The sequence below is a fragment of the Acinetobacter sp. UNC436CL71CviS28 genome, from assembly GCF_000620525.1.
Lineage (GTDB): Bacteria > Pseudomonadota > Gammaproteobacteria > Pseudomonadales > Moraxellaceae > Acinetobacter > Acinetobacter radioresistens.
In genome coordinates this window covers 82,988-99,843 of the sequence record NZ_JIBB01000006.1, presented here as the reverse complement: position 1 = coordinate 99,843, position 16,856 = coordinate 82,988, and the positions used below count along the sequence as shown (strand labels likewise).

Here is a 16,856-nt window from a genome sequence, read left to right as displayed (position 1 = left end):
CTGACCTATATACAGATCAGGTTTGTGTTTTCAGAGAAACTAGACTTGTTCTGAACGTACTTTTTTACCCATCAGGATTTCAGTACGGATTTGCTGTGCAAGTTCAGCAGACTCAATATTTAAACCATTGAGCATAAATGCATTTCGGGTAAGGACATTACTCGGATTTGGCATTGGCATCAGCTGGTAATTCTGGCTGATGTCTTTAAGCTGTTCATTATTGAGATATAAAGCAGTTTCCTTGGCGTTGAGCTGCTGGGCCAGACGTTCAGCAGCTTGCTGGGCGTTGAGCTGCATTGCCTCAACCGCGGTTGCAACCGCACTCCGTGTTTGCAGGGCAAAGCGTTTGTCTTCACGGTAACGTTTATACAGTACATCTGAGAGTAACTGGAATACCGTACCTACCATAAGCAGGCACTCAACTGCCGGTTTGGAGTCAGCAGAGACAGAAACGACTGCACCATTCTGGTTAAATTCCTGTCGAATTTCCAGATTGCTACTGCGTAGATGATACTGCTGTGCACACAGCTCAATACTTTTATTCAAAAAAATCTGACAAAGCTTAAAGTAAGGCACAGAAACGGACTGGTTTACGCTACTAAGCAACTGTTTTGGATCATAGAACTGAATGTTTAAAGCCACTCGCTGATCATTATCTGAGGTTGTTTCGGCAGTTCTGGCTTTAGGTAATGGCTGGGCTTTAGCCTGCTGCTGGACTTGGGCCACCATCAGGGCAGAATTATGTTTCTCTAGTTCAAGGGCCTGGGTCAACTGCTGAATTTCATGTTTCAGGCGTGACTCATTATTGATCCGTGCCAGATATTCGCTACGGCTTGGACGCGCAACTGCCCGGTAAGCCAGCCATAACAGCATATGTATAAACAGTGATGCCAGAATTGCCAGCCATTGGGTCCGTAAAATTTCACCAATACTGGGTTTAATCAGACTGACTTCAATACTGCCCACTTTCTTTTCATTCTGCAGCGCATCACGCACAAATACTTCACCCTGACGGGTTTTAGCCATACCACTTGATGCTAAAAGCTGGTTATTGGCATCCAGAATGCGAATAGATGCCACACTCGGATTGGTCGCATAACGGTTGGCGACCAATGCCAGCGAAACCGGGTTGGGGGGGTCCAGCTCTGCCAGAGAGTCGCTGACCAGTTGACTGGTCATCAGCTGGCCTTGGCTGGCCCGATTCTCATTGAGTTGATGGGTTGTTGCAAGAACCAGTAAAAAGGTATGCAATGCAAAACTTATTATCAGCAGGCTAGCAAATAGCCCTTGTCTAGGCGCATTCAACGTAAACTTCCAAGGCAATTATATTTGATTTCGATTATGATTCTTACAATAGTTGTAGCTCAGACCCGAGTCAATTCATGCGAGAAATCATTCTTATATCATTTTTAGGACCTGATCAACCCAACCAGTTTACGCGATTAATGCAGGTATTGTCCGTACATTCCTTGCAAATTCTGGATGTGGGGCAGGCCGTTATTCACAATCAGCTCACCTTAGGTATTGTAGTCGCGTCAAACGACCAGACTGCAACAGCTCTGGCAATGAAAGAGATTTTGATTTTAGCACATGATATTGGTTTAACTGTGCGCTTTAAACCAATCTCAAGCACAGAATACGAACAATGGGTGAATGAAGGTGGCCGAACCCGTTATATTGTCACGGCTTTAGCACCTGAACTGTCAGCTTCGCATTTACAAGCTGTTACGAATATTGTCTCAGGGCAAGGCTTTAATATCGAAACAGTCACCCGTCTATCGGGACGGCCTCATCTGAATCATGAACAGGTAGAACCTAAGCGTAGTTGCATACAGTTTGGCTTGAGCGGACAAATGCTTGATGCCGCAGCTATGCGAGCTGCCTGTCTGAGGCTCTCAACTGAGCTTAATGTTGATGTTGCTGTACAAGAAGATAATGCTTATCGGCGTAACCGACGCCTGGTCTGTTTTGATATGGATTCCACCCTGATTGAACAGGAAGTCATTGATGAATTGGCAATAGAAGCTGGTGTTGGTGCACAGGTTGCTGAAATTACCGAGCGTGCCATGCAGGGTGAACTCGATTTCCAGCAGAGTTTCCGTGCACGGGTTGCTCTGCTTAAAGGGCTAGATGCCGAAGTTCTACCAAAAATTGCTGAGCGACTGACAGTGACAGAGGGTGCAGAACGTCTGATTTCAACGTTAAAAGCTTTGGGTTATAAAACTGCTATTCTTTCGGGTGGTTTTCAGTATTTCGCAGAATATTTACAGGCCAAACTCGGGATTGACGAAGTACATGCCAATATACTTGATGTAGAAAATGGCCGTGTCACTGGTGAAGTGAAAGGACATATAGTCGACGGTGCCCGCAAAGCCTTCTTACTGCGTGAACTGGCAGAAAAAATGGGTATTTCCCTGGAACAGGCAATTGCTGTTGGAGATGGTGCTAATGACTTGCCTATGCTTTCAATCGCGGGCTTAGGGGTGGCTTTTCGTGCCAAACCTCTAGTACGGCAAAATGCTAATCAGGCAATTTCGAGTGTAGGCCTAGATGGTGTTCTTTATTTACTGGGTGTACACGATAAGGACTTGAATCGTGCCTGATGCGTAAATACAGTTACAACTTGTGCGACTCAGGAGTCGCACTTTTTGTTGGTAAACTTCTGATAAACAGATAGTTAATAAAAAATAATCTTGGTTTGTATATGTGTAGATTAAACTAAAAAAATTATTTTTTGCTCAAAAAAGCAACATATTTTTTTGTAATGACGCGCCAAGATTGATACAGCTTGGGATAAGACATTTCTATATTTTTTTTTAATGTAATGACAAAAGAATGTTGCGACAAGGTATGTCGTGTAATCGGAATTCAGGGCTTTTTTTCTATAGAAAACTCTTCATAATGCCAACAAGTACAAAACAGGCTAAGCAGAATAATCAATTTTGCAGGGCATTTGGGGAATAACATGATGGTCTAAGAAAGGGCCTAACGACATCATTAATGACGGAGATTGGTATGTGGACAGCGAATTATGCAACCATCATGGGATTTGGTTTAATTGTTGCTGCACTTGTTGCTGTTTTCTTTTCGCCTTACCGTCGTTGGCTGAGTTTTATGCTTGCCGGTATGGTATTCTGGGGTCTACTGGAAATGGTACGTTTTGGTATTCAATCAGTTTTTATTATTCCACTCACTTACAGTTATTTATGTGCACTCAGCCTGGCCATGCTGGCGATTACCATGCTCTTGCTGCGTGAAGACCACCGTGCACAAAAAGCCTTGGCTAAACGCCAGTACATTGAGCATACTCCAGTTTATGAAGACGACCAGCAACAGTGTTCAAGTCGCTAAAAATAAGCTGACTTAACAAAAAAGGTGTACCTGTCCGTACACCTTTTTTTACGTTTGATAATTTTTAATATACAAAGACTTTATTTAAAAATAAGCTTTTATGCTACGATCATAAGATTATTTTTTATAAGAATATAATAGGCGCGCATGTCATGAAACTCTCTTCAATTCCTGTTGTTCACTTGCCTCTGGTTGACCTGAGTACTGATCCTCTCGATTTACTCCTGATGGGATTAGCTCTACGTATGAAGCAATTGGCCCGTACCAGTCCAAAGTTTATTGAACTGACCCATGATCGCCAGTTCCGTATCCAGATTGGGACAGAACAGGGGATGGCACGTCAGTTTGTCATTAATCATGGGCAAGTAGAAACTGTATCTGGTTCTGCTGAAAAAGCTGACTTTATTTTACAGTTTGCAGATAGTGAGCAGGGGGTGAAGACGCTGCTTAAAGGTGATCCAACTGCTTTTATGACAGGGATGCAAAATGGCAGTATTAAAATGGAAGGTGATTTTGGTTTACTGGTCTGGTTTAACCAGGTAGCAAAACTGCTTCCACCTAAACTGCCAAAGCCGGTTAAAGAAAAAATTAAAATGGCTCGCCAGTTTTTAAAGGAAAAAACGGGTAAATAGTAAAACCCAGCCCTCTTAAAATAGAGGGCTTCTTTATATTTTTTTAAAAATTACTCTATTTCAAGATTGAAGGTAACCGGGCCATCATTTACCAGATGGACTTTCATATCTGCTGCAAAAATACCGGTTTGTACATTCTCAAATTGAGACTTCGTGTAGGCAACCAGGTCTTCATAAAGTACTTTAGCTTCACTCGGTGGCATCGCTGGTCCAAAGTCCGGACGTAACCCTTTTTGGGTTTGAGCCATCAGGGTAAACTGGGAAACCAGTAAAATACCACCCCCTACCTGACTGACATTCCAACCCATTTTTCCCTGCTCATCATCAAAAAACCGATATTTTAAAATTTTATCGATTAATTTCTTACCCGTATCCAGCGTGTCTTCTTTCCCTAATCCTAAAAATACCAGAATCCCATGACCAATTTCACCGGTAGTTTTGCCTTCCACTATGACTTTGGCCTCAAGTACACGCTGTAATAATGCCCGCATCTCACTCTCTTTTTTGCTTATTTAAAGACTGGGTTAATAGTGTATCAGAACTCGATTTCTAAACTTGAATATATATTTTATTCATATTATACAACATCTTATTTTTAAATATTTGAATAATCGATTATATTTATTTTTATTATCATTTTTAACTATTTGAAAGACTCTAGTAAAGTGCCGCTGCAGAAAATTAAAGAGATGATGTTATGTTTAAGCGTTCATTACTGGCCGCCATGCTGGGTGTTACCATGTCAGCAAGTTACGCAGCGCCTTTGACCAAAGACAATGGAGCACCTGTAGGGGATAACCAGAATTCAATCACTGCCGGCGAGAATGGCTCAACTTTGCTTCAGGATGTACAGCTGATTCAAAAATTGCAGCGTTTTGGTCGTGAGCGTATTCCTGAGCGTGTAGTACACGCACGTGGTACAGGAGCATATGGCGAGTTTATTGCGACAAAAGACTTATCGGACTTAACGGTTGCATCACTATTTAAAGCAGGAATCAAAACACCGGTTTTCTTGCGTTTCTCTACCGTAATCCATCCTAAAGGTTCACCAGAGACATTACGTGATCCGCACGGTTTTGGCCTGAAGTTTTACACTCAGGAGGGCAACTGGGACCTGGTCGGCAACAACCTGCCTGTATTTTTTATTCGCGATGCTATTAAATTTCCCGACTTTATTCATGCCATGAAGCCAAGCCCGGTGACAAATGTTCAGGATCCAAACCGTGTGTTTGACTTCCTGCAAAGTCAGCCTTGGGCTGTAAATATGCTGACCTACGTGTATTCTAACCTCGGTACTCCAGTCAGCTACCGTAACCTGGATGGCTTCGGTGTGCATGCTTTCAAACTGTACAATGCTAAAGGCGAGTATAAGTATGTGAAATTCAATTTCCGTACTCAACAGGGGCTTAAAGGCATGAACATGGAACAGACTCGTGAGATGCAAGGTAAGGACTTTAATCATCTGACCAATGACCTGTACAACAATATTTATGCCGGAAACTATCCAAAATGGGATTTATATATTCAGGTACTTGACCCGAAAGATCTGAACAAATTCGACTTTAATCCACTGGATGCTACTAAAATCTGGCCCACTCACCTGATTCCAGAAGTTAAAGTAGGTACTTTGACGCTAAACCGTATGCCGAAGAATTTCTTTAATGAAACTGAACAGTCGGCATTTGCACCAGGTAATCTGGTTCCAGGCATTGAGCCTTCTGAGGACCGTCTGCTACAGGGCCGTATCTTCTCTTATTCAGATACCCAGATGTACCGTTTAGGTGCAAACCATCAGCAGATTCCAGTAAACCGTCCTCTGGTCAAAGTCAATAACAATAACCAGGAAGGCTTCATGAATGTATCTGAACGTGATTCAGATGTGAACTATGAACCAAGCCGCAAGGAACCTAAACCTTCAACCACACATGCCAAAGCAGTCATGACACCACTTGAAGGAAGTGTATTACAGCAGGCAATCAAGAAAGAGCAATCATTCAAACAGGCCGGTGAACTCTATCGCTCCTATTCAGCGGTTGAAAAAAATGACCTGATCCGTAACTTGGCAGCTGATTTGGGTGCAGTAAAAGATACCGAAACCAAACACATCATGCTGTCCTACTTTTATAAGGCAGATGCAGAGTATGGTACACGGCTGACCCAGGCGGTAAAAGGTAACCTGGCTACTGTTAAGGCAAAAGCAGAGCAACTGCAAGACTAAGTCCGGTCAGTCCTTCAGTGAGGTAAGGTGAGTTAACTTAATCACCTTTACCTCATACGGTGCACTAGTTTTAAAGTGGAGTGATTACAGCAATATGTTAGAGATATTTTATTATTTTGAAGACTAAGGGGAATCCTGATGAGTTTTTTAAAAAGCACTTTCCTGATTTCACTATTTTGCCTGAGCAGTACCGTCGTGATGGCCGAAGTAGCTGAGTCTCCTGTGCAAGACAGTAAGCTGCCAGCCCAGCAGGAACTGGTTGATCTTTTCTTCGCTGCTGCAAAAACAGGAAATAAAGAAGTAATTGATGAATTCCTAAAATATGGATTTCCGGTCGATAGCAGAAATCATGCAGGTTTTACTCCCTTGATGATGGCAACTTACTATGGCCAGCAAAATATTGTCAGCACATTATTGGCATCCGGGGCTGACCGCTGTGCCAGAGACAATAAAGGTAATACAGCCTTGATGGGTGCTATTTTTAAAATGGAATGGGCAATTGCCAGACAGCTGCGTAAGGTCGACTGTGATATGAATACACAGCAGACCGGACAAAAAACTGTAGCAGAATTTGCTAAAGTGATTGGACAGGAACAGGCTCTTAAAGAGCTATCGAACGAATAATATATACTGGCTAAGTTTTTAAAATATAGATAAAAATTTAGCGGACTGTTTGCAAGTAGATTCTGAACAGTATAAGACCATAGTCTTGCTTTACGTATCTACATGAAAAACTTGGCTTATAGCTCATCAAAATATGTTTTAATTAAAAGATTAAAGCAAAAATTTTCTGCATATGTCTGCAATTATTCACTCCCTTCTTGATACTGACTTATATAAATTCACCATGCTACAGGTGGTATTACATAAGTTTCCGCAAACTGACAGTGTCTATCATTTTCGTTGCCGGAATCTGGAAGATACTGTATATCCTTTGTCAGATATCCTGGATGAGCTCAATCAGCAACTAGATTATTTATGCCAGCTCACATTTAAAGAAGATGAGTTACAGTACCTGCGCAATCTGCGTTTTATCAAGAGTGATTTTGTCGACTATCTGGAACTGTTTCAGCTCAAGCGTCGTTTTATTAAAGCCAGTATAGATGCAGAAGGCCGACTGGATGTCTGGATTGAAGGCCCAATGGTTCAGGCCATGATGTTTGAAATCTTTGTACTGGCACTGGTTAACGAACTATATTTTCGCCGTATTCGCAGTGAAGAAGTATTGGCTGAAGGTGAACGACGTTTGCAGGCCAAGCTGGAACTGATCAAGAGTTATGAGCGTGGACAGCAGCCAAATGATCCTCCTTTTCTGGTGTCAGACTTTGGTACACGCCGTCGCTACAGTTTTGAATGGCAAAAGCATGTAATTGAAGAGTTCCATAAGGCCAGTCCAAGTGTTTTCCGTGGTACCAGTAATGTCTTATTAGCAAAAGAGCTGGGTATTACTCCTATCGGTACAATGGCACATGAATTCTTGCAGGCTTTTCAGGCACTGGATGTACGGCTGCGCAATTTTCAGAAAGCTGCACTGGAAACCTGGGTACAGGAGTATCGTGGTGATCTGGGCATTGCCTTAACTGATGTTGTGGGTATGGATGCCTTCCTGCGTGATTTTGACCTGTATTTTGCCAAACTGTTTGATGGTCTGCGGCATGATAGTGGCGACCCTTATGAATGGGGTGACAAAGCCTATAAGCATTACCGCAAGCTAAAAATTGACAGCCGGACTAAAATGCTGACCTTTAGCGATGGCCTCAATCTGGAAAAAGCATGGAAACTTCATCAGTACTTTAAAGACCGCTTTCAGGTCAGTTTCGGTATTGGAACCAATTTGACTAATGATATGGGCCAAACACCCTTAAATATTGTCTTAAAACTGGTGGAATGCAATGGACAATCGGTTGCCAAAATTTCAGACAGTCCGGGTAAAACCATGACCGATAACGATACCTTCCTGGCCTATTTACGACAGGTTTTTGAGATTCAGGAACCTGAAATTTAAGCTGGTTTATATAGCAGTTATTTTATAAAGGCCCTATAAAAAACCGCAATGGCTTTAAATTAGACTATGCTAAAATTGGCTTTAGATAAAAAATAACCTGAAATAAGTGTAATGATGACACCTGATTTTAACTTTGGTTTACTGATCGAAGCCGAGGAACTTTTGCCACAGCTGGGTCATCCGAAACTGCGTATTGTCGACTTGAGCCGAGAATCGGTTTATCAGCAACTGCATATTCCGCACGCTTTACATTTAAAACCTAAATTATTAGTGCGTCATGAAGAGCAAGCCTCTGGCCTGCTCCCAGATGAGCTGGGCCTGCAGGCACTAATTGAATATTTACAAATTTCTCCAGAACATCATGTAGTTGCTTACGATGATGAAGGCGGGGCATGGGCAGGACGCTTGCTCTGGAACCTGCATTGCTTGGGTTTTGAACAGACCAGTCTGCTAAATGGTGGTATTCATGGCTGGCTGGCTGCCGGTTTACCTACTTCATCTGAACAGGTGGTTATTAAAGCCGCTGATACACTGGTACAGGTTGACCTTGGCCAAATTGAGAAATATCGGGTAAAATATGATCTGCTTCGTCAAATGATTAAAGAAGATAGCACCCAGCTATGGGATTGCCGAACCTTTGATGAGTATACAGGCCTGCGTCTTGCCGCCCGTCGTGGTGGACATATTCCAGGTGCTCGCCATTTTGAATGGAGTACTGCCCTTGACCGACAAAATCATCTAAAATTGCATCCGCTAGAACGCACCCGACAAAATCTGCAGAATGCAGGTTTTCAGCTGGACCAGCCTGTCGTGGTGTATTGTCAATCGCATCATCGCTCTGGGCTGGCTTATATACTGGGCCGACTTCTCGACTGGGAAATACAGGCTTATGATGGTGCATGGAGTGAATGGGGCAATCGCCTCGACAGCCCTATTATTACCGGAGAGTTGCCGTTTTGAGCCTCACATCACGTCTGAAAAAAAATATCTTTATTCGGGCCCAGCGCCTGGTTCCCCAGCATCAGCTAAGCCGGGTAGTCGGTAAAATTGCTGCCAGTGAGAACCCGCTGGTACGTGCGGCGGTCATTCAGACCTTTAAAACCCGCTATGGCGTAGATATGTCAATTGCCGAGCAGGTTAATGCTTTAAAATATAAATCTTTTAACGAGTTTTTTACCCGTGCCCTACGCGAAGGTGTGCGTATGGTAGATGCTGATCCTAAGAGTATCGTTTCACCAGCCGATGGCGCTATCTCACAGCTGGGTACGATCCATGACGGTGATATTTTTCAGGCGAAAGGACAAAGTTTTTCTGTCGAGAAACTCATCGGTGATCCACAACTGGCAGAGCCATTTAAACATGGCCAGTTTGCTACGGTCTATCTTTCTCCGCGGGATTATCATCGTGTCCATATGCCAATAACGGGTACACTAACTGAAACCCTGTATATTCCAGGTGAGCTGTTTTCAGTTAACCGGATTACTGCCGAGAATATTCCTGGCCTGTTTGCACGTAATGAGCGTATGGTCTGTCTGTTCGATACCGAACTGGGACGCATGGCGGTAGTCATGGTAGGTGCCATGATTGTGGCTGGAATTGAAACAGTGGTTACTGGAAAAGTAAAACCGTCCGGTCGTCTTGAGCTGAACCAGCATAACGTGGTACTGGAAAAGGGTGCCGAACTGGGACGTTTTTACTTGGGCTCAACTGCTGTAATTTTATTTGAACAGGATAAAATGGCTTGGGATGCGGAATTTAAGGCTAATTCTGTGGTGACTATGGGACAGAAACTGGGTCAGGCTCTTTAGAAGACCAATAATAAAAAATGCGCCTTGAGGCGCATTTTTTATAGTTCTAGTTTAAATGATATAGGCGTTCTTTAGGGAAGACAGCTTTGAAGGTCGAGCCTTCATTTTCCTTGGATTCAATTTCCAGATAGGCATTATGCTGCATGAGTACATGCTTGACGATCGCAAGGCCTAATCCGGTACCGCCGGTTTGCCGGCTGCGGGCACTATCCACCCGGTAGAAACGTTCAGTCAGTCTTGGTAGGTGCCGTGGGTCAATTCCGATGCCTGTATCCTGTACGGTAAAATAGCCATGTTCAGCATCATCATGCCAGCCGATAGTAATTGTACCGCCCTTGGGCGTATATTTAATGGCATTGGTAATCAGGTTGCTAAAGGCACTAGCCAGTTCCATATCTGAACCGATCAGGTCACAATGGCTGTCTATGTCCAGATTAAGCGTATGGCCATAATCGACATTATAGGCCTGAGCATCATCAAAAAGCTGGTTCATTAGACCGGGCATTTCCACAATCTGGTTCTTGGCAATTTTCTTGTTATTTTCAAGACGTGATAACAGCAACAAGTCATTAACCAGAGAATTCATGCGCTTGGTTTGTGCCTGCATCTGGTCAAATGCCCGTTTCCAGCGTGGATTCAAATCTTCCTGATCGGTAAAAGTCTCAATGTAGCCACTTAATACAGTGAGCGGGGTGCGTAATTCATGCGAAATATTGTCGACAAAATCTTTACGCATCTGTTCCAGGTTTTGCATGCGAGTAACATCATAAGCCACCAGCAAATGACTTTCGCCACCAAAACGGGTTAGCTTGATTTGCACATAGTGGTCTTCATGCACGGGCGACTTCATCTTGATGCCATCTGGCGCCTGATCAATATTTTGAAAATATTCAATAAAAATAGGCTGGCGTAGTATCGTGAGCAGATTACGACCACGATCTAGGGGCTGTATACCAAGCAGTTTTTCAGTAGCCGGATTAAACCATTCTATCTGGTTCAGATCATCAATCAGCATTACTGCTTCAGACAGTGCGACTAATGAAGATTGCGCCCGGTCAATCAGTCCGACCATTTCTGCCTGCACGATGCGTTCCTGACGCTGGGCCCGGTATACATTAAACAGGAGTGCTCCCCAGATACCGTTTAAATTAGGTGGAGCATCATAAGGCCGGTTAGAAATCCATTCATTTACTAAATATAAGGACCGTAGTTGAAAAGCAAAAAACACGACAAAGCCAATGAAAATACAGCTCCAGAAATAGCCGATCCCGAAACCGATCAGACTGGCAACGAGCAGTAGAAAGACCAGCAGCCGTAAGTCCTGTTTAGCAAAAGTCCACAAACTGCTGTATCGGAATTTTTTGTAGTCCCGGGCCAGCTCAGGAACCGGATATGGTTCATACATAAAGTCAGTTTAACCTAGAGCGACATCAGCACGGGTCGAGAAGCGGTAACCGGTTCCACGTACAGTCTGTACAAAGCGGTCGGCACCATAAGGCTCAAGCACCTTGCGTAAACGTCGGATATGTACATCAATGGTACGATCTTCAATATATACATTTCCGCCCCAGACCTGGTCAAGTAACTGGGCACGGGTATAAGCACGCTCTGGATGAGTCATGAAGAACGCCAGTAAGCGATACTCGGTTGGCCCCATTTCCAGAATGGAATCACCAAAGCTGACACGTTGACTGACCGGATCTAATAGCAGGCCATTTGCATCAATTGTTTTCTCACCGCTCAAGGCATTGGCACGGCGCAGTACAGCTTTAATTCGGGAAACCAGTTCACGAGTTGAGAATGGCTTGGTCATGTAATCATCTGCACCGGCATCAAGGCCTTGTACTTTATGGTCCTCTTCGCCACGGGCAGTGAGCATAATTACCGGAATTTCAGAAAGATTTTCATCGCGCTTCAGACGGCGACACAGATCAACACCACTGATGCCGCCTGGCATCATCCAGTCCAGAAGAATCAGGGCCGGGCGCTGATCAACAATCATCTGATGAGCCTGCTTGGCATCTTCAGCTTGCAGACATTGAAAACCTGCCATGTCCAGAGAGGTATGAATCATTTCACGGATCGGTAATTCATCATCTACAATTAAAATATAATCATCTTTCACAGCGCAATACCCTATTCGTTATTAACGGTGAACCGTTTTTATTTATGACAGGCTTATTACAAAGATAAATTATGACAGTATCATTGCAAAAATGGAGACAAACTCTATTTTAGCAATTATTTGTGACAAATATTACATTCAAATAGCAGCTCTGCGAAAGTATGGTATTAATAATTCAGAAATTATCACAATATTAAATTAAGAAAGATAAGCGATCAGCTCACAATTTAAAGAAAGACTATTTCTCAAATTTTTCTAATAATGCCATAAATACCACTTGGGCTGCTGCCAGTATATCTTCAAGACTCTGTTTAAAACCGCCCATAACCCAGCGAATTGCCAGCTGTGTGACATAACCGTTCAGGCCAGTCGCAATCAGTGAAACCTCATGCTGGCTACGGCTTAGATGCGGCATCATTAACATCACAAAAGCCTGAATCATTCGATCAAAACGCAGCATGGTTTCCTGAATGGTAGCCTGGTTATGCAATTCCTGAACCAGCATGGCATCCACATAAATGATACGTGCAACCCGTGGATCATCTTTTAACATGTTGAGTAAAGCCCGTAAGCCGGCTTCAATCATTTTATCAGGATTAGGCGAAGCCTGCATAATAGCCTGCATTACCCTTTGCTGTAGCTCTTCAATCAGCTGGAGAAAAATAGTCTGGAACAGCTGTTCACTTTTCTTAAAAGATTCATAAAAATAACGTTCAGTCAGTCCGGCTTCACGGCAAATATCTTTAACCGTAACTGAAAAAAAACCTTGAGTACCGTAAGCCTCAATTCCGGCTTCAATCAGCTTGGTGCGACGTGCAAGTTTACGTTCTGACAGAGATAATCCCTTGAACTGACGTTCCCTCGAACTGGCAACTGTATCTGCCTGTGGCTCCTGAGCATATTCTGACTGACTCATCTTTACCTATTATCTATAGAATTCTATGGCAGCCATTTTAACAAGTTTTTTAAACGAAGGTGCTGTCAGATACTGCCGTTTATTTTTCATGCATTTTTAACTTTAAAGAAATATTGACAATATGAATTGTCAAAATTATATTGAAAAGGAAATTTGCTATCTATCTGCCACTGCAGAGAGAAAAATAAAGGAACATGCATGAAGAATTTTAAAAATAAAGTTGCTGCCATTACAGGTGCAGGCTCAGGGATTGGCCAACAGCTGGCGGTTTTGCTGGCTAAACAGGGCTGCCATTTGTCTTTAAGTGATGTTAATGCGCAAGGCCTGCAAAAGACTGTCGAACTGTTAAAAGACAGTAATGTACGAATCACGACCCAGATAGTGGATGTGGCAGATCGTGAAGCAGTAAAAGCATGGGCTGAAGAAACTGTCAGAAATCATGGGTCGGTAAATCTGATTTTTAATAATGCCGGCGTTGCTTTAGCTTCAACAGTCGAAGGTGCCAATTATGATGAGCTGGAATGGATTGTCGGAATTAATTTCTGGGGCGTAGTATATGGCACTAAAGAATTTCTGCCTTATCTGAAAAAGAGTGGTGATGGGCATATTGTCAATATTTCCAGTTTATTTGGTCTGACAGCTCAGCCTACTCAGTCTGCCTATAATGCGACCAAATTTGCAGTGCGTGGTTTTACTGAATCATTACGTCAGGAACTGGACCTGCAAAAATGTGGGGTAAGTGCCTTATGTGTGCATCCAGGCGGTATTCGTACCAATATTGCCAATGCTGCTAAAGTCAATCAAAGTCTTAAATCACTAGGCATGCATCCCGAAAAATCAGTCAGTTCATTCAACAAACTGCTCCGTATTCCACCAGAAGAGGCTGCTCGCCAAATTCTGGATGCAGTACTGAAAGACAAGCGCCGTCTATTGATTGGTAATGATGCAAAATTTCTGGATGCCTTGCAGCGCGTTATGCCGGCCAAATACCAATATATTACTGGTCTGCTGACTGGCATGAATAAAAAACCACGTAACCAGATCGTATAACTGTTTATTAATATACTAAATAAAAAAAGCCCAGATCCTATTATCGGTTCTGGGCTTTTTAATACCTAAAAGAAGAGGGTATTATTTTAAATTAATACCTCTACAGTTTTTTTCTTCCATACAAACTGGTAATACAAACCTTGTAAAATACAGAGACTTACAAAAGCAAGTGCATAGGCATACCAGATTCCTTTAAGGCCCCAGATTTGACTAAACCAGTAAGCGCATGGCAGTTCAATCGCTAAAATAGCAAAGATATTGATGAGCATCGGTACAGTTACGGTGCCACTGGCACGCATGATGGAGGCGAAAATGGCACTGGCTCCAAAAAACAGAATAGACCACAGTACAATAAACAGTAACTGCTGACCCAGCTCGACTACTTCCGGATCGGTAATAAAAAGTGCCATCAGATACTTCGAGAAAAGATAGCCTAATATTACCAGAATGCCAGTGATGACAAAATTCATGCCGAGCGCAGTACGGCTCACCCGTGACAGTAAATCGTTTCTACCCGCCCCAATCGCTTGGGCTGCAAAAATTGAAGCTGCGATACCTATAGAGAGTGCTGGGAACTGGATATAGTTTAAAACCTGGTTAACTGCACCATAAGCTGCTGTAGCATGGGCACCAAAACGGTTAACCAGCCCCACAATGACCAGGCCAGCTACAGAGGTGGTTACCATCTGGATGCCAGTAGGAATACCTAGCCTTAAAATAATTTTACTTAATTTTGGCTGATGACGGATATAACTGAACAGCTCCCGGTCTGGACGTAAAGGATGATGTTTTTTATTCAGATAAACTGCAAGAAAGCCCAGCACCGCAAGATAGCCCACAATAGTCGCAATAGCCGGTGCAATAATCCCCATTTTAGGTAAGCCGAAATAACTGGCGATCAGGATAGGAGTGATCATTAAGCCGATCAGGCTGGTCATACCCAATGCAATCAGTGGCGTTACACTGTCACCGACACCCCGTAAAATAGATGTATAAATAATATAAATAAATAGCAGGGGACTACCAGCTAGCATCCAGCGGACATAAGGAAGTGATAAATGCATCACAGCCGGGTCTGTACCCAGTGCAAGCAAAATATGCTCGGCAAATATAACCCCCAGTAACGCCACAATAATCCCGCCGATTAATGTCATAAATAAGGTAGAACCAACTACGCAGCGTACCTTCTGAATATTCTGAGCACCCCAAGCCTGGCCAACCAGTACGGTGGCTCCTGCTGAAAGCCCAATTACAAATGCCATCAGGCAGAATAAAATTGGAAAAAACACGGAAACGGCAGCAATTGCCTCGACGCCCATCATCTGCCCGACAAAGATCGTATTAATTGTCCCGGACAGATTTTGCAGAATATTGGTTGCAATTAACGGTAAAAGAAAAACTAAAAAAGTTTTCCAGAGTTTCTGCTGCTGTATAGTAGTTTGATGTGGTGCCATAACAGTGCGTCGCACTCTCCCTGTTTTTAGTATTATCTTTAAAATAACCTTAACATAGGGCTGACCTGAAAAACGCTATGAATTAAGTAACTTCCTGCCAAATATAGTGGTATCTGTTTAGCAGCCGCGTAAAATTTCGCAGGCTTTATGCAATGTAGATTCCTGTTTAGCAAAGCAGAACCGGATCAAACGTAGTTCAGAGGGCGGTTTTTCATAAAAGGCAGAAACAGGAATAGCCACAATACCATGCTGTTCAGCCAAAAATTTACACATTTCCATATCATTCAGTTCTGGGCAGATCTGGCTGTAGTCCAGATTCTGAAAATAAGTGCCTTGAGGAACTTCATACTGGAAGCGTGAACCTTTTAATCCTTCAATAAACAGGTCTCGCTTGGCCTGATAAAAACTGCCGAGCTGCTCAATATGTTCCGGATGCTGTTGCATATAGCTGGCCAAGGCTACCTGGCAGGGAGTATTCGCACAGAAATTTACAAACTGATAAACCTGACGAAACAGGCGCATGAGATGCGGTGAAGCCGCACAATAACCTGTTTTCCAACCTGTCACATGAAAGGTTTTACCAAATGAACCAATCACAAAACTGCGCTCGGCCAGCTCAGGAAAACTGAGGGCACTCAAATGCGGACGGCCATCAAATACCAGATGCTCATACACCTCATCGCTGAGAATCACGATATTGGTGTCTTGCACCAGTTTAATCAACTGTTGCCAGTCTTCACGTGTCCAAACAGTAGCACTCGGATTATGTGGAGTATTGACGACTATCATTCGTGTTTTAGAGTTGACCTGTTGTTTTAAATGCTCCCAGTCAACCTTGAACTCTGGCGCTTGCAGGGCTATACGCTTACAGCTTCCTCCCATCATCTGTACACTGGGTACATAGCTGTCATAACTCGGATCAAAAATAATTACTTCATCACCCGGACGAATCATTGCTTGAATAGCGCAAAAAATAGCAATTGTAGCGCCTGGTGTAATGGTAAGCTGAGCCCGTGGATCAATATTGATCTGGTCCCGTTTATAAAACTGGGCAGCCAGCTGTTCACGAAGGGTCAGTAAGCCATCACCGGGAGCATATTGATGATGGCCGTCACGACTGGCTTTACATAATACCTCGACCAGATCGGGTGGTGCTGGAAAATCTGGAAAACCCTGAGACAAGTTTAGTGCATTCAGGCGCTGTGCCATTTCTGTCATCACACTGAATATGGTCACGTTCTGTGTGGCAAATTTAGACTCTACTTTAAACATATCGTAAACCTCGTTTTAAATTTAA

The 16,856-nt window shown here is 43.2% G+C and carries 16 protein-coding genes; 9 read left to right on the top strand and 7 right to left on the bottom strand.

Going from position 1 to position 16,856, the window contains the following annotated elements:
* Window positions 1–39: 39 nt before the first annotated feature.
* Window positions 40–1,323 (bottom strand): hypothetical protein, encoded by a 1,284-nt coding sequence (locus N518_RS0104500; protein ID WP_089041191.1) that lies wholly within the window; start codon window positions 1,321–1,323, stop codon window positions 40–42.
* 59 nt (window positions 1,324–1,382) lie between these two features.
* Between N518_RS0104500 and serB the strand changes: the two genes are divergently transcribed.
* The 3 genes from serB (at window position 1,383) to N518_RS0104485 (ending at window position 3,983) form a co-directional block, all read left to right on the top strand.
* The gene (gene serB, locus N518_RS0104495) at window positions 1,383–2,603 is read left to right on the top strand and encodes a phosphoserine phosphatase SerB (protein ID WP_005017734.1); all 1,221 of its coding nucleotides are present in this window, start codon (window positions 1,383–1,385) and stop codon (window positions 2,601–2,603) included.
* Between the two features lie 412 nt (window positions 2,604–3,015).
* Window positions 3,016–3,351: a ciprofloxacin tolerance protein AciT gene (gene aciT / locus N518_RS0104490; RefSeq protein ID WP_005017736.1), complete on the top strand. Its 336-nt coding sequence runs from the start codon at window positions 3,016–3,018 to the stop codon at window positions 3,349–3,351.
* 152 nt (window positions 3,352–3,503) lie between these two features.
* Window positions 3,504–3,983, top strand: coding sequence for an SCP2 sterol-binding domain-containing protein (locus tag N518_RS0104485; protein WP_005023979.1), 480 nt, complete (start codon window positions 3,504–3,506; stop codon window positions 3,981–3,983).
* A gap of 50 nt (window positions 3,984–4,033) precedes the next feature.
* Here the strand turns inward: N518_RS0104485 and dtd are convergent, their stop codons facing one another.
* On the bottom strand, window positions 4,034–4,474 hold the full coding sequence (dtd, locus tag N518_RS0104480) for a D-aminoacyl-tRNA deacylase (RefSeq protein ID WP_005023981.1): 441 nt from the start codon (window positions 4,472–4,474) through the stop codon (window positions 4,034–4,036).
* Between the two features lie 206 nt (window positions 4,475–4,680).
* Between dtd and N518_RS0104475 the strand changes: the two genes are divergently transcribed.
* From N518_RS0104475 to asd, 5 genes are all read left to right on the top strand, one after another.
* Window positions 4,681–6,201, top strand: coding sequence for a catalase (locus N518_RS0104475; protein WP_005023983.1), 1,521 nt, complete (start codon window positions 4,681–4,683; stop codon window positions 6,199–6,201).
* A gap of 198 nt (window positions 6,202–6,399) precedes the next feature.
* Window positions 6,400–6,825 carry an ankyrin repeat domain-containing protein gene (locus tag N518_RS0104470; protein ID WP_373865822.1) on the top strand — a complete coding sequence of 142 codons (426 nt, stop codon included), beginning with the start codon at window positions 6,400–6,402 and terminating at the stop codon, window positions 6,823–6,825.
* 172 nt (window positions 6,826–6,997) lie between these two features.
* Entirely contained in the window at window positions 6,998–8,206 is a 1,209-nt protein-coding gene (gene pncB / locus N518_RS0104465; protein ID WP_005023987.1) for a nicotinate phosphoribosyltransferase, read from the top strand.
* Window positions 8,207–8,317: 111 nt separating this feature from the next.
* Window positions 8,318–9,166: a sulfurtransferase gene (locus N518_RS0104460; protein ID WP_005023990.1), complete on the top strand. Its 849-nt coding sequence runs from the start codon at window positions 8,318–8,320 to the stop codon at window positions 9,164–9,166.
* A complete protein-coding gene (gene asd, locus N518_RS0104455; RefSeq protein ID WP_005023992.1) occupies window positions 9,163–10,014 on the top strand; it encodes an archaetidylserine decarboxylase in 852 nt (283 codons plus the stop codon). Before N518_RS0104460 ends, asd begins: the two co-directional genes overlap by 4 nt.
* 46 nt (window positions 10,015–10,060) lie before the next feature.
* Here the strand turns inward: asd and phoR are convergent, their stop codons facing one another.
* The 3 genes from phoR to N518_RS0104440 all read right to left on the bottom strand — a co-directional run bounded on the left by phoR (window position 10,061) and on the right by N518_RS0104440 (window position 13,055).
* A complete protein-coding gene (gene phoR / locus N518_RS0104450) occupies window positions 10,061–11,419 on the bottom strand; it encodes a phosphate regulon sensor histidine kinase PhoR (protein WP_005023994.1) in 1,359 nt (452 codons plus the stop codon).
* Between the two features lie 9 nt (window positions 11,420–11,428).
* On the bottom strand, window positions 11,429–12,139 hold the full coding sequence (gene phoB / locus N518_RS0104445) for a phosphate regulon transcriptional regulator PhoB (protein WP_005017756.1): 711 nt from the start codon (window positions 12,137–12,139) through the stop codon (window positions 11,429–11,431).
* 238 nt (window positions 12,140–12,377) lie between these two features.
* The gene (locus N518_RS0104440) at window positions 12,378–13,055 is read right to left on the bottom strand and encodes a TetR/AcrR family transcriptional regulator (protein WP_005023996.1); all 678 of its coding nucleotides are present in this window, start codon (window positions 13,053–13,055) and stop codon (window positions 12,378–12,380) included.
* A gap of 198 nt (window positions 13,056–13,253) precedes the next feature.
* On the opposite strand from N518_RS0104440, the gene N518_RS0104435 reads away from it, so the two are divergent.
* Window positions 13,254–14,105, top strand: coding sequence for an SDR family NAD(P)-dependent oxidoreductase (locus N518_RS0104435; RefSeq protein ID WP_005023998.1), 852 nt, complete (start codon window positions 13,254–13,256; stop codon window positions 14,103–14,105).
* A gap of 86 nt (window positions 14,106–14,191) precedes the next feature.
* Here N518_RS0104435 and N518_RS0104430 read toward each other — a convergent pair whose 3' ends face one another.
* The gene (locus N518_RS0104430; protein ID WP_005024000.1) at window positions 14,192–15,559 is read right to left on the bottom strand and encodes an MATE family efflux transporter; all 1,368 of its coding nucleotides are present in this window, start codon (window positions 15,557–15,559) and stop codon (window positions 14,192–14,194) included.
* A 117-nt stretch (window positions 15,560–15,676) separates the two neighbouring features.
* Window positions 15,677–16,831 (bottom strand): methionine aminotransferase, encoded by a 1,155-nt coding sequence (locus N518_RS0104425; protein WP_005024002.1) that lies wholly within the window; start codon window positions 16,829–16,831, stop codon window positions 15,677–15,679.
* Window positions 16,832–16,856 lie beyond the last annotated feature (25 nt).